Source organism: Micromonospora sp. H61, from assembly GCF_018070325.1.
Taxonomy (GTDB): domain Bacteria; phylum Actinomycetota; class Actinomycetes; order Mycobacteriales; family Micromonosporaceae; genus Micromonospora; species Micromonospora salmantinae.
On record NZ_JAGPXY010000021.1, the window covers coordinates 1 to 12,769 of the forward strand.

12 protein-coding genes are annotated in these 12,769 nt (G+C 70.6%); 7 read left to right on the plus strand and 5 right to left on the minus strand.

The window, feature by feature from the left end; all coding sequences use genetic code 11:
• From KBX08_RS13255 to KBX08_RS13270, 4 genes are all read left to right on the plus strand, one after another.
• A partial coding sequence (locus tag KBX08_RS13255; RefSeq protein WP_210783758.1) for a glycosyltransferase family 4 protein occupies nucleotides 1-1,040 on the plus strand: 1,040 nt, incomplete at its 5' end.
• 103 nt (nucleotides 1,041-1,143) lie between these two features.
• Nucleotides 1,144-2,922, plus strand: a complete 1,779-nt coding sequence (locus KBX08_RS13260) for a DUF4012 domain-containing protein (protein WP_238688910.1) — start codon at nucleotides 1,144-1,146, stop codon at nucleotides 2,920-2,922.
• A gap of 13 nt (nucleotides 2,923-2,935) precedes the next feature.
• Nucleotides 2,936-3,565 carry a hypothetical protein gene (locus KBX08_RS13265; protein ID WP_210783762.1) on the plus strand — a complete coding sequence of 210 codons (630 nt, stop codon included), beginning with the start codon at nucleotides 2,936-2,938 and terminating at the stop codon, nucleotides 3,563-3,565.
• 842 nt (nucleotides 3,566-4,407) lie between these two features.
• Nucleotides 4,408-4,992, plus strand: a complete 585-nt coding sequence (locus KBX08_RS13270; protein WP_210783766.1) for a hypothetical protein — start codon at nucleotides 4,408-4,410, stop codon at nucleotides 4,990-4,992.
• Nucleotides 4,993-5,093: 101 nt separating this feature from the next.
• On the opposite strand, the gene KBX08_RS13275 is transcribed toward KBX08_RS13270, so the two are convergent.
• Both KBX08_RS13275 and KBX08_RS13280 read right to left on the minus strand, forming a co-directional pair.
• The gene (locus KBX08_RS13275) at nucleotides 5,094-6,533 is read right to left on the minus strand and encodes an MFS transporter (RefSeq protein ID WP_210783768.1); all 1,440 of its coding nucleotides are present in this window, start codon (nucleotides 6,531-6,533) and stop codon (nucleotides 5,094-5,096) included.
• Nucleotides 6,534-6,618: 85 nt separating this feature from the next.
• Nucleotides 6,619-6,855, minus strand: a complete 237-nt coding sequence (locus KBX08_RS13280) for a hypothetical protein (protein WP_112587077.1) — start codon at nucleotides 6,853-6,855, stop codon at nucleotides 6,619-6,621.
• 148 nt (nucleotides 6,856-7,003) lie between these two features.
• On the opposite strand from KBX08_RS13280, the gene KBX08_RS13285 reads away from it, so the two are divergent.
• A complete protein-coding gene (locus KBX08_RS13285) occupies nucleotides 7,004-8,164 on the plus strand; it encodes a geranylgeranyl reductase family protein (RefSeq protein WP_210783770.1) in 1,161 nt (386 codons plus the stop codon).
• Nucleotides 8,165-8,248: 84 nt separating this feature from the next.
• On the plus strand, nucleotides 8,249-8,422 hold the full coding sequence (locus KBX08_RS13290) for a hypothetical protein (RefSeq protein ID WP_167362358.1): 174 nt from the start codon (nucleotides 8,249-8,251) through the stop codon (nucleotides 8,420-8,422).
• A 58-nt stretch (nucleotides 8,423-8,480) separates the two neighbouring features.
• Here the strand turns inward: KBX08_RS13290 and KBX08_RS13295 are convergent, their stop codons facing one another.
• Nucleotides 8,481-10,271 carry a bifunctional UDP-sugar hydrolase/5'-nucleotidase gene (locus KBX08_RS13295; RefSeq protein ID WP_210783772.1) on the minus strand — a complete coding sequence of 597 codons (1,791 nt, stop codon included), beginning with the start codon at nucleotides 10,269-10,271 and terminating at the stop codon, nucleotides 8,481-8,483.
• Nucleotides 10,272-10,456: 185 nt separating this feature from the next.
• On the opposite strand from KBX08_RS13295, the gene KBX08_RS13300 reads away from it, so the two are divergent.
• Nucleotides 10,457-11,359: an SDR family oxidoreductase gene (locus tag KBX08_RS13300; RefSeq protein WP_112673355.1), complete on the plus strand. Its 903-nt coding sequence runs from the start codon at nucleotides 10,457-10,459 to the stop codon at nucleotides 11,357-11,359.
• Nucleotides 11,360-11,415: 56 nt separating this feature from the next.
• On the opposite strand, the gene KBX08_RS13305 is transcribed toward KBX08_RS13300, so the two are convergent.
• Complete coding sequence (locus tag KBX08_RS13305) at nucleotides 11,416-12,075, minus strand: nucleotidyl transferase AbiEii/AbiGii toxin family protein (protein WP_307850532.1); 660 nt, start codon at nucleotides 12,073-12,075, stop codon at nucleotides 11,416-11,418.
• The gene (locus tag KBX08_RS13310; protein ID WP_124770765.1) at nucleotides 12,072-12,413 is read right to left on the minus strand and encodes a hypothetical protein; all 342 of its coding nucleotides are present in this window, start codon (nucleotides 12,411-12,413) and stop codon (nucleotides 12,072-12,074) included. Before KBX08_RS13310 ends, KBX08_RS13305 begins: the two co-directional genes overlap by 4 nt.
• Between the last annotated feature and the right edge of the window lie 356 nt (nucleotides 12,414-12,769).

The window sequence follows — 12,769 nt, forward strand, 5'->3', positions numbered from 1 at the left end:
GGTACCCCGGGGCTGCCGCGTCCGTCGGTGGCCGGATGGCCAGTTACCTCTCCTTCGCCGGCAGCGCGGGGCTCGTTGCACGCCGGTTCCTGGGCGACGTGGACGCGCTCTACGTCTTTCAACTGCCCGCCACGACGTTCGCCGCCGCCGCGGTGCTCCGGTTGCTCGGGCGGGTGCCGGCGGTACTGCACGTGCAGGACGTCTGGACCAGCGACGGCGCGGACGAGGGGGGCGAGGGGCGCTGGGCGGCGCGGATGGGCAGCACGATGACCCGGATCTACCGGACCGCGGCGCGAATCGCGGTCGCGGCGCCGTCGATGCGGGACCTGGTGGTCGCCGCCGGCGCCGACCCGGCCCGGGTCCGGCTGGTGCTGAACTGGACCGACGAGCGGATCTTCTACCCGGCGACACCCGGCGCGGCGGCCCGCCAGTTGGTCCGTCGCGACGGTCGGTGCGTGGTGATGCACGCCGGGACCATCGGGGCGCGGCAGGGACTGGAGACAGCGGTCCGTGCGGCCGCGGCACTGGACCGGACGATGGATCTGGTCCTGGTCGGTTCGGGCGCGGCGGAGCGGCGGGTGCGGGGGCTCGCCGCCGAGTTGGGCGCGGAGAACGTCCGTTTCCTGGAGCGGCGGTCACCGGTCGACATGCCCGAGCTGTACGCCGCCGCCGACTACCAGCTGGTCATGTTGCGCGACCTTCCGGAGCTGCGCGGCACGGTACCCGGCAAACTCCAGGCCGCGCTCTCCTGCGCCGCGCCGGTGATCGCGTCAGCGGGTGGGGACACGGCCGAGCTTGTCGAACGGGTTCGGGCTGGGTTGTCCTGCCCGCCCGAGGACTGGGCGGCATTGGCCGACAGGTTCTGGTTGGCAGCCACCATTGCGCCGCCGACCCGCACCGAGATGGGTCGCCGGGGGCGGGCCGCGTACCTGCGCGAGATGTCGCTGCCGGCCGGCGTGGACCAGATCGAACGGCTGTTGCACGAGGCGGCCGGACGGGTCACTGAGCCCGCCACGGCACCACGAAGAAAGCTCGCCTAAAGGACGAGAAATGCAATAACGGTACGAACTTCCCTCAGGCGTGCTAAGAACGTCAGGGAATCGACCTTCTGTCCGGTTCCGCGAATGGGAGTTAGGTGTGACGGTGAGCGAACGTCCGATCCGGCGGCGGAGCCGGTCCCGGCGTCGTCGGCGGGCCCGACTGCGACGGGCCCTCCTTGGCGCCCTGGTGGTGGGCTCGCTGCTACTGGCGACGGCCGGGTGGATCGGCTTCCGCGGCTGGCAGGCGCGCACTCACCTGCTCAACGCCGCTGGCCTGGCCCGAGAGTTGAGCGCCCAGATCGTCGGTGGGGACACCGACCGCGCCCTGCGGACGCTCGCCGCCCTCCAGGAGCAGGCCGGCGCGGCCCGCTCGGCAACGGCCGACCCGGGTTGGCAGCTCGGACGGCGTACGCCGATCGCCGGCGACGACCTCGACGCCGTCGCGCAGATCGCCGTCGCCATCGACGAACTGGCCCGGCACGCGTTCCCGACCCTGCTCCGGACGGACCTGGCCAGCCTGGTGCCGACCGGCGGCGGGGTGGACCTCGCCCGGCTCGCCGCCGTCTCCACGGAGCTGACCGGGGTGCACGAGTCGGTGCAACGTACCCGCCAGAACCTGGCGGCGGTGCCAGCCGACAGCCTGGTCAGCCAGATCCGGCAGGCGCTGAGCGATCTGCGCGACGAGATCGACCGGTTGGCCAGCCTCACCACGGCTGCCGACCAGGGTGCCCGCCTCCTCCCGCCGCTGCTCGGCGCGAACGGCCCACGCCGCTACCTGCTCGTCTCGCAGAACCTCGCCGAGTTGCGCGCCACCGGCGGCATGTTCGGCGCGTACGCGATGATCGAGGCGGAGAACGGCAAGGTCAAGATGGGCAAGCAGGGCAGCACGTCCTCGCTCGGTCAGTTCACCCCGGCGTTGAAGGTGCCCGCCGAGACCAGGGCCCTCTGGACGGACCTGCCCGGCATCTACCCCGCCGACGTCAACCTGTCCCCGCACTTCCCGACCGCCGCCACGCTGTACCGCGAGATGTTCCGGCGCAAGACCGGCACCACTGTCGACGGCGTGCTCGCCGTCGATCCGGTGGTGCTGTCCTACCTGCTCAAGGCGACCGGTCCGGTGCTGGTGCCCGGCGGCGTCCCGCTCGCCAGCGAGAAGGTCGTACAGACCCTGCTGAACGACAGCTACCAGCGCCTCGACGTCAAACAGCAGGACGAGTTCTTCGCGGCGTCGGCGTCGGCGGTGTTCGACGCCTTCTTCAAGAAGAATGTCAACCCACGGGTGTTGTTGTCCGCATTTGACCGTGCTATCACTGAACGCCGGATATTGTTCTGGAGTGCCCGACCTGAGGAACAGCGGACATTCGGCGAAAGCCGGATGGCCGGGACGCTTCCGGAACAGGACACCGTGCCGACCGTCGGCGTGTTCCTCAACGACGGCAGCGGCGCGAAGCTCGGCTACTACCTGCGGCCGACGGCGAACCTGACGGTCGGCGAATGCCGATCGGACGGTCGCCGTGAGCTCCGGCTGCGGGTGACCCTGCGCTCAACGGCGCCGAAGTCCGGACTTAGCAAATCCGTGCTCGGCCTCGGCCTGGCTGGCGATCCGTACACCGCCCGAACGTTGGTGTCGATCTTCAGTCCGGCTGGTGGAGCGGTGCTGGAGGCCCGACTGGACGGGGCCGAGACGGCGCTTGGCAGCGGCACCGAACGCCGCCGCCAGGTAGCCACGGCCAGCGTCGACGTCGGCCCCGGCGCCGAGAGAGCGCTGGAGGTCACCGTGCTGACGGCCAAGACCGGCGTCGGGCAGGCCGAGCTGTGGCTGACCCCCACCGCCAGCCCCTGGACCACCCAAGTTCATTCCGCACCAAGCTGTGATCAGTAGGAGGGAACCAATCATGCGGCTATCCCGCATCATCATGGCGCTCACGGTCGGCCTGGCCGTGGTGGCCGTGCCGACGGCAGCGGGGGCGGCACAGCCGCAGCCGACGCCCAGCGCCACCACCGACCCGCCGCAACCGCCGCCGTACCCGCCGACCGCCGCGTCGCTGACCGTCAACCGCCCGACGATCTTCCTGGGCGAGACGGTGGTGCTGACCGGCACCAACTTCGGCCCGAACGAGACCGTCGACATCACCGTGACTGTCACTCCGCAGGCCGCTCCGGCCGGCGGTGCGGCTCCGGCTCGCCGCAGCGACGGCAGCACCGTGGCCATGGCCCCGGTGGCCTACCAGGCGAGCGCGCCTCTGCACTTCACGGCGTACACCGACGGTCAGGGTCGCTTCACCAAGAGCTACAAGCCGTCGGTGACGGGTCTGCTGACCTTCACCGCCACGGGCCGGGAGTCCGGCCGTACCGCCACCACCGAGCTGCGGGTGCTGCACAAGAAGCAGCCGCTGCCCGTCACGGGTGACAGCCTCGGCACGCCCATGAAGCTCGGTGGCGGCCTGGTCGGCGCCGGAGCGGTGATGCTGCTGCTGACCCTGGCCTGGCGTCGCCGCCAGCGCTTCGGTGGTGCGGCGCACTAATCCACACCACCGGGCTGCGCCCGGTTAGCACTCAAGCTGGCGCCCGTCGGAACACTCCGACGGGCGCCAGCCTGTTCAGACGTCCAGCGCCGTCGCGTCGAGCCTCAGCCCGGCCCGAACCTTTTCGCCGGCGACAGTCTCTTCCCAGGCGGGGTGGGTCACATCCGCGAATGGCCGTCACCGCGATCACCGTGCGGGCGCCGCCCGGTCTGTGCGCCCGCCATGTTCCGATGGGCACGATGTCCGCCTTGCCGCCTTTGCGCAGGTCGCTTCATTCGTGATGGACTCGGGTTTCGTGAAGTCGGGGTGTCCGGTTTCCCGGAATGCCCCGACTTCCGGGAAACCGAGTGGATCAAGCGGGCGGCGGCCGGTTCGACGCCGTGGGCCCGGCGCCGGATGGGTGGTTTGCCCGTTGGTGGGTGTTTGTGGGGTGTGGTCGGGCGCACTCGTGGGCCGGAATCATGGCCGGGCCGGGGTCGTTACACACCCTGACGATCGCAGCACCACCGACCCGCCGCCGGACCCCTGAGGGCTGGTCGCGCAGGTTGGAATGCCAGCCTCCACCCGGTCGTTACAGTCCCCACGAACGACCACCGGGCACCGCCTCGATGAGGGTGCTGATGGGTGGGCCGACCCCGGAATGACCCCGGCCCGCCGGTCGTTACACAGGGACCCGGCGCCACGAGCCCCGCTCGCCAGGTCGCCGACCTAGACGCCCGACCGGGCGTCACCCCCAAGACTTTCCCCCTTGTTAGTGCAGCGCCGGACGAGGTGCTCACACCCATCACCGCCGTCCCCCTCTTTGGCGGTGTGGGTGTTCTACCCCCGAAGGAGCTACCCCCATGAACACGATCATGCGTAAGAGCATGCTGTCTGTTGCTGGTCTCGCGTTCGCCGGTGGTGTGTTCGCCGGCCCGGTCGCCCACGTGGCCAACCCGGTCGACGCCAAGCCCGTGGCGGTTGCGGTGCAGGCCGACAAGCCCGACATCAGCAAGCTGATCCCGCACGGCACGCAGGGCGAGCAGTCCCGGATCCCCCTCAACGATGAGCAGACGGCGAATGTGAAGGCGATCATCGCGGCCACGAAGAAGGCCGGTCTGCCGGAGCGGGCCGCGGTCATCTCGATCGCGACGAGCCTGCAGGAGTCGAAGCTGGAGAACCTGGGTCACCTGGGTGACCGGAACGACCATGACTCGCTGGGCCTGTTCCAGCAGCGCCCGAGCTCGGGTTGGGGCACCCCGGAGCAGATCACCGACCCCGAGTACTCGACGACCGCGTTCCTCAAGGGCCTCAAGCAGGTCGACGGCTGGCAGGACATGCCGCTGACCGACGCCGCCCAGACCGTACAGGTGTCGGCCTACCCGGACGCCTACGCCCAGTGGGAGCAGCAGGCCGCCGACCTCGTCGGCCAGCACTGGAACAGCTGACCCACGGCACCTGCGGAAACCCGCGCACCTGAGCACCACCGCACGACACCGACCGCTGGCCGGCACCCGCAACCCGGGTGCCGGCCAGCGGCGTACCCCGGTCAGTTCTTGTGGTTGTGGCTCCGCCAGATGTCGAGCAGCGCGGTGATCAGCGCGAGCGCGATGATGCCGGTGGCGAGCATGAGGGACTGTTCGAAGGCGTTGGTCCAGTCGCCGCGGCTGTCGGCCAACGTGGAGAAGAACAAGGAGCCGACGGCGGCGATGCCGGCGGCGGCGCCGATCCGCTGGCCGGTCTGGAGCATGCCAGCGCCGCTGCCGGCCTGCCCGACCGGCACCTCGGAGAGGGTGATCGTCTGGTTGGGGGCGATCACCAGCCCACTGCCGATGCCGGCGACGAGCAGTGGGCCGGCGGTGACCCAGGGCGCGGGGGCGCCCGGGAAGAGGTGCAGTGCGATCACCGTGGCGGCCAGTCCGACCACCACGGTGAGCAGTCCGATGGCGACCAGTGGTCGGCCGAAACGGTTGACGATGCGGCCACCGAGCACGGCGGCGGCCGCCGAGCCGAGGGCGAAGGGGGTGATGGCCAGGCCGGCGACGAGGGCGCTGTAGCCGAGCCCCATCTGCAGGAACAGGGTGAAGATGAAGAAGATCGCGGTGAAGCCGCCGAAGTAGACGAGCGCCAGGATCGAGCCCAGCGTGTACGACTGGAAGCTGAACAGTCGGAGGTCGAACAGGGGTTGGTGGTGGCGTGCGTACCGTCGTTCCCAGAGCCCGAAGGCGACCAGCACCGCCAGGCCGACCGGGATGAGCGCCCACTTCCACGGCGTCCGCCACTGCTGCTCCTGCACCAGTGGCAGCAGGACCAGGACCACACCGACGCCGAGCAGTAGGACGCCGACGGGGTCGAGTCGATGCCAGCCGGGTTGGCCGCCGGCTCGGCCGGGCAGCAGCCGCCAGCCGAGGATCACCGCGAGGACACCGACCGGCACGTTGACGAAGAAGACCCAGCGCCAGCCGTGTTCGTCGCCGCCGATGGCGATGAGCAGTCCGCCGAGCAACGGCCCGACGGCGGTGGAGATACCGATGGTGGCGCCGAGCAACCCGAACGGCCGGGCACGTTCGGGCCCCCGGAACAGTTGCTGGATCAGCCCGATGACCTGCGGGTTGACGACGCCGGCGGCGGCGCCCTGCAGCAGTCGGGCGATGACCAGCCAGGTCGGGGAGGTGGCGAGGCCGGCGAGCGCGCTGGTGATGGTGAACAGCGCGATGCCGAAGACGAACGCGTTGCGCCGACCGCGGGCGTCGCCGAACCGGCCGGCGGGCACCAGCGCCAGGCCGAAGGTGAGCGCGTACCCGGAGAGAATCCACTGCAGGTCGCTCGACGACGCGTGCAGCGCCCGGTCGATGGAGGGCACGGCCACGTTGACGATGCTCACGTCGAGCAGCGTCATGAACGCGGCGACGAGTCCGACGCCGACCGCCTGCCAGCGTCGGCGATTCTCGGCCGCTGTCACCGGCTGCGGCGTCTGCGCCGCGCTCATCGCGCCCCCCGTCGACCCTCGGTCGTCAATGGTTGACCGCTACCCGGGTCTTCGGGGGGCGAACCGTGTCGGGTGGTTCCGTCGGTCACGCCATCTGGCGGGCGCAGAACCGGGGACCGAAGTCGAGGCCTGCCATCGGTGAGTCCTCGCGGTGCAGCAGGCCCTTCTCGGTGAGCAGGTGCAGGGGGCTGCCCACCTGCTCCTGGGTGAGCCCGGATTCCTCGGCGATCAGGTCCGGGTACGGCACCTGCCCGCGTGCCTCGAGGGTGGTGACCGCCTGGTACACCCGTTGCTCGGCCTCCGACAGTTGCACCTGCTGCATGGTTCCTCCTTGTGCTCGTCCGCCACCGCGGTGGCGGTTGCCGTGCGCCGGTTACCCCCTCGGTGCCCGAAGATGCACACCCGATCGGGCGGTCGCGACGGCGGGCGGGTCCGGCGGTGCGGCCGGGGAGGTGCCCTAGGCTGCTTCCGTGATCGTTTGGGATCTCGTCGTTGTCGGCGCCGGCCCCGCGGGGCTGTCCGCGGCGCACGCCGCTGCCTGTGCGGGCGTCTCCACTCTTGTCGTCGAGCGAGCAGTTCACCCGCGGTACAAGACCTGCGGCGGCGGCCTGATCGGCACCTCGCTGGCGGCCGTTCAGGATCGGATCGAGGTGCCCGCGCACGACCGGGTGGACCGGGTGACGTTCACCCGCGACGGCCGTCGGGAGTTCACCCGCCGCAACGGCAGTCCGGTGGTGACGATGGTGCGCCGTGAGGAGTTCGACGACCGGCTGCGCGCGGCGGCGGTCGCCGCCGGCGCGCAGCTGCGGGAGCGGGTCGCGGTCCGCGCGATCGAGCAGGACCCCGAGGGGGTACGCCTGCGGCTGGCCGACGGTACGACGATCGCGGCTCGTGCCGTGATCGGGGCGGACGGCTCGTCGGGGGTGACCGGTCGGCACGTGGGGGTGCGGTACCGGCAGGTGGATCTGGGTCTGGAGTTGGAGATTCCGGTGCCGCCCGCGGAGCAGGAGCGCTGGCGGGGCCGGCTGCTGTTGGACTGGGGCGACATGCCGGGCTCGTACGCCTGGGTCTTTCCCAAGGGTGACCGGCTGACCGTCGGTGTGATCGCCGCGCGGGGGGCGGGGGAGGGGACCCGCGAGTACCTGCGGCGGTTCGTCGACCGGTTGGGTTTGACCGGGTTGCCGGCGGAGCACGACTCCGGTCACCTGACCCGTTGCCGCGCGGAGGATTCACCGTTGCGCAACGGCCGGGTGCTGGTGGTGGGGGATGCGGCGGGGCTGCTGGAGCCGTGGAGCCGGGAGGGCATCAGCTTCGCGTTGCGCTCCGGGGAGTTGGCCGGAGCGGCGGTCGCGGACGGTGACCTGGCCGGGTACGAGCGGGCGGTGGCCGAGCGTCTGCTGCCGGAGATGCGGGCGGGGTTCCGGCTGCTCGACGTGTTCACCCGACGCCCGGACGTGTTCCACGCCCTGTTGGCGACCCCGCCGGGCTGGCGGATGTTCGTGCAGTTCTGCCAGGGGCGGGCGAGCTTCGACGAGATGCTGCGCCGCCGCCCGATCCGGGCGGCCCTCGCGGTGCTGGACCGGTTGTCCCATCCATCGCGCCAGGCCATCACGGCTCACCCAGGATCCTAGGACGCCTTACGGGGTGTGCCCGCGCCTACTGGTGTCGACCGGCCCGGCCGCCGGACAATCACACTGGAGCAAGAGGAGGCGCTGATGACCGAGCAGCCGTTCACCGACGACGAGTACGCGTTTCTGCGCCACGCGCGGTTCGGGGAGTTGCCGCCCGCCGTCCGTCCCGACGAGCGGGTGGCCCTGACCGAGACCGATCCCGGGCGCGACCGGCCGGAGGAGTCCGAGGACCCGATCCGCTGGAACGTGCAGGGCTGAGAAACGCGCGACGGGCCGCAGGTGTCGCCACCCACGGCCCGTTGGTGATGCGCTGCGGTCAGAAGACCGGCACGCCCTCGCGTACCAGACGCCAGTTGGGCTGGAAGAAGTCGGCCGGGTCGATCGTCCCCTTGGCCTGCGCCCAGTCGATGAGCAACTGACGGATCTCCTGCTGCGCGTTGTAGACCTGGGTCTTCACGATGCCGGGGAAGTTGCCGCCGCCGCTGCGCCGGTAGTTGTTCACCGCCACCACGAACTGCGCGTTGTCCGCCACAGGGGTGTCGGTGCCGGCCAGCACCAGCCGGGTGATCCGCTGCCCGACCGGCTTGGAGATGTCGATGTCGTAGTCCAGGCCGGAGAAGACGTCGTAGTTGTAGTCCGGCACCGCCGGGTCGCTGATCTGCTCCGGGTCGACCGGGGCGCCCGGCGCGAACGTACGGAAGTACTTCGCCGAGTACTCCAGATAGGCGCGCACCTCGGCACCGCTGAGCACGACCGCCTCGAGGGTGTTGTCGTACACGTACAGGCCGGCCACGTCGCGGATCTTAACGTCGCCGGCCGGGAAGACGGCGGTCCGGCTGAACGGCGCCGCGATCGACAGCACCGGCAGCTCCGCGTACGCCGTGCCGGCCAGCGCCGCGCCGACCACCTCGGTCTGCACGTGGTTGATGAAGTCCAGGATCGGCGTGTCCTTGTACCGCGACTCCGCCGCCGACAACTCCACTGTGGAGGTGGCGACGACCTGGTTGACGTACGCCACGGTCTTCTGGTGCTGGGCCCGCACGGCGGCGAGCACCTTCGGGTCCTCGACCACGGTGTTGGTGTTCAGCATGGTGGCGGCCTTCTTGGTGATCGCCCACCGGCCACGCTCACGGGTGAGGGTGAAGTCCATCCGGGTGAGCCGCTGGCCCCACTTCGACGGCTCGGAGAGCAGCACCTGCGTGCCGGTGCGCTCGTTGGTGACGAACCGCTCGACCACCTCGTTGTGCGCGTGACCGAAGAGGATCGCGTCGATCCCCGGCACCTGCTGGGCGATCAGCGCCACCGGGTTCTCGTTCGGCAGCTCGGGGCCGTAGCTGGACGTGCCGCTGTCACCGCCGTGCGCCGAGATCAGCACGAGGTCCGCGCCGCGGGCCCGCATGATCGGCACCCACTTCGCGGCGGTCGCGACCATGTCGTCGAAGCGCAGCTTGCCCTCGACGTTGCCCTTGTCCCAGATGGCCACACCGGGGTTGGTCAACCCCAGGATGCCGACCCGCAGGGTCGGCGCGGCGAAACCGAGGGAGACCTTCTTGATGACGTACGGCAGGAAGGCCGGCTTGCCGGTCTTCGCGTTGACGGCGTTCGCGGCGAGGGCCGGGAAGCCGAGCTGACGGATCCACAGGTCCAGCAACGGCAGCCCGTAGTTGAACTCGTGGTTGCCCAGCGTCACCGCGTCGTAGTCGATGACGTTCATGGCCCGTGCCATCGGGTGCTTCTCCCCGGTGGCGGTGATCGGCTCCTGCTTGGCGTAGTACGTGGCCAGCGGCGTGCCCTGGATCGTGTCGCCGGCGTCGAGCACGAGCGTGGCCTTGCCGCGCCGCTCCCGACGGATCTGGTTGATCAGGGTCGCCAGCTTCGCCACGCCGATGTCGTTCTGCTTGCTGTCATCGTACTCGGCGTCGCGGTAGTAGTCCCAGTTGTAGACGTTGCCGTGCGTGTCCGACGTGCCCAGGAGGGTGAGGTCCCAGGTGCGCGGCCGGGCCGCGCCGGCCGCCTGCGCGGGCGCGGCGGCGATCAGCGGGGTGGTCGCCGCGGCCGCCGCGGCGACGAGCACCTGGCGGCGCGACGGGCCGGAGGGAGAGGTCATGACGTGCCTTTCCATGGGGGTGGACGCGCCTCGTGAGCGCCTTGCGCACCATAACCAGCACCCGGCACTCACGCCACGGCAGCCCAGATCAGCGCAGGGGTTTCCGCAGGCCGACGCAGGGTAGGGCCGTCAGGGACGGCATTCGCGGGAGAGCCCCGCTTCCCGCGCGCAGCGAGGAGATTTCAGTGAGCGAGGACCAGCACACCCAGCAGGACCCGACCAGCCAGTACGGCCAGCAGTCCGGTCAGCCCGCACAGCAGCAGTCAGCGCCCGGCTCGACCGGGGAGATGACCCCGAAGCCGGACCACGGGGAGGAGTCGTACCGGGGCAGCGGCAAGCTCGACGGCAAGCGGGCACTGATTACCGGCGGTGACTCGGGGATCGGCCGGGCGGTCGCGATCGCCTTCGCCCGGGAGGGCGCGGACGTGCTCATCTCCTACCTCGGCGAGGAGGAGGACGCCGACGCCCGGGAGACCATCCGGCTGGTCGAGGCCGCCGGCCGGCGGGGCGTCGCGGTACGCGGTGACATCACCGACGAGGCGCACTGCCAGGAACTGGTCGACCGGGCGGTGCGCGACCTGGGCGGCCTCGACATCCTGGTGAACAACGCGGCGTACCAGATGTCGCAGGACAAGGGGATCCTCGGCATCAGCACCGAGCAGTTCGACCGGGTGTTCAAGACCAATCTGTACGCGATGTTCTGGCTCTGCAAGGCCGCCATTCCGCACCTGGCCGAGGGGTCGGCGATCATCAACACGTCGTCGATCCAGGCGTTCGACCCGTCGCCGCAGCTGCTGGACTACGCCACCACGAAGGCGGGGATCGCCAACTTCACCAAGGCCCTCGCCGCCGACCTTGCCGAGCAGGGCATCCGCGTCAACGCTGTCGCACCGGGGCCGGTGTGGACGCCGCTGATCCCGTCCACCATGCCGGAGGAGAAGGTGAAGCAGTTCGGCACCGACACCCCGGAAGGGCGTCCCGGGCAGCCGGCTGAGCTGGCACCCGCGTACGTCTTCTTCGCCTCGCAGGAGTCCAGCTACGTGACGGGCGAGATCCTGGGGGTCACGGGCGGTCGACCGACCAAGTGACCCGCCGTCGGGTGGGCGCCCGCTCAGGATGCCCACCCGACGCTGCGGCCCGCTGGTCAGCGTGGCCAGGCGGCGAAGCGTTGCCGGATCTCGGCGACGTCGGCGGCGCCCAGGCCGTACCGGCCGAAACGCTGGTCGGCGAGCCGGTCCAGGTAACGGCCGGCGGCGCGTACGTCGTCCGGGTCCAGCGCGGGGTCGACCTGCCGTGCCAGCATCAACAGCTCGGTCACGTCGTAGTGGTCGAGAGCTGCGGCCACGTCGATGAAGTCGCGAACCTCCCGCCGGTTGACCAACGCCGCGATCTTGTTCGCCACCAGGTCACGAACGTCCATCACCGGGCCCAGGTCCATCACCACCGGGCTCTGCTGGCGGTCCAACCGGGCGAGGCTGAGCCGGATCTGCCGACCGTCGCGGCTCACCACGAAATCCTTCATGTCCTGCTCGTACCCGTCGAACAGCTCGGCCAGCTCACTGTCCGGGTCGGCGTCGCTGACGATGAACCCGGCCCGCTCCAGGGCCACCCGGACCCCGGCGGACGCCGCCGCTGCGGCACCCTCCACGTCCGCGAAGAGGTCCACGTCCTCCGTCGGTCGGGCGACCAGCCCGTGCGCCGCCCACGCCACCCCACCACCCAGAACGAACCGGTACGGCCCGGCGGCGGCAAGCGCCACCCGGGCCACCTCCCGGTAGAACTCGTGCAGATGAGGCTCGATCACGCCGCGCGCAGGCCGCGGTGCCGGCTCTCCCACGCCTGGCGTACGCCCCGAGGCAGGTTGAGCAGTCGCCACACCCGACGCAGCGTCCGCCCGTTGATCAGGGCGCGCAGATCCTCGGCCCGAGTGGTCTCGCGAAGCACGTTCTCGTACATCCAGAGCAGTTGGTCGGGGTCGCCGAGGTCAAAGGTGCGCTCGGCGTTCCACATCAGCCGTACCGGCAGCTCCACCACACCTCGGGTGGGGCCGGCAAGCTCGGCGAGCGTCCGCGCCACCACAGCGGGGCGACCCGGGCGGGCCAGAAAGGCCACGCCGGTCGCGGTGGGGGAGACGGCCTGCATGGTGTCAGGGTAACGCCCACCAGAGCCGGTGTCGCTCAGGTCGATCCCAGCGCGCTGCGCGCCGACATGCCCCGGTCAGGCCGTCTGTCCGGTTTGTTGGCCTTTGCGATCGGCCCAATCGTGGTCGGCTCGGGTTTCATGAAGTCGCGGTGTCCGGGATGCCCCGACTTCCGTGAAACCGAGTGGATCACGCCCGGCCAGGGGGTGGTTTGGGGTCGCACGAGCCACGCCGCATGGGTGGTTTGCCCGTTGGTGGATGGTTGTGGGGTGTGGCCGGGCGCACCCGTGGGCCGGAATCATGGCGGGCTCAGGGTCGTTACACACCCTGACGATCGCAGTACCACCGACCGGCCGCC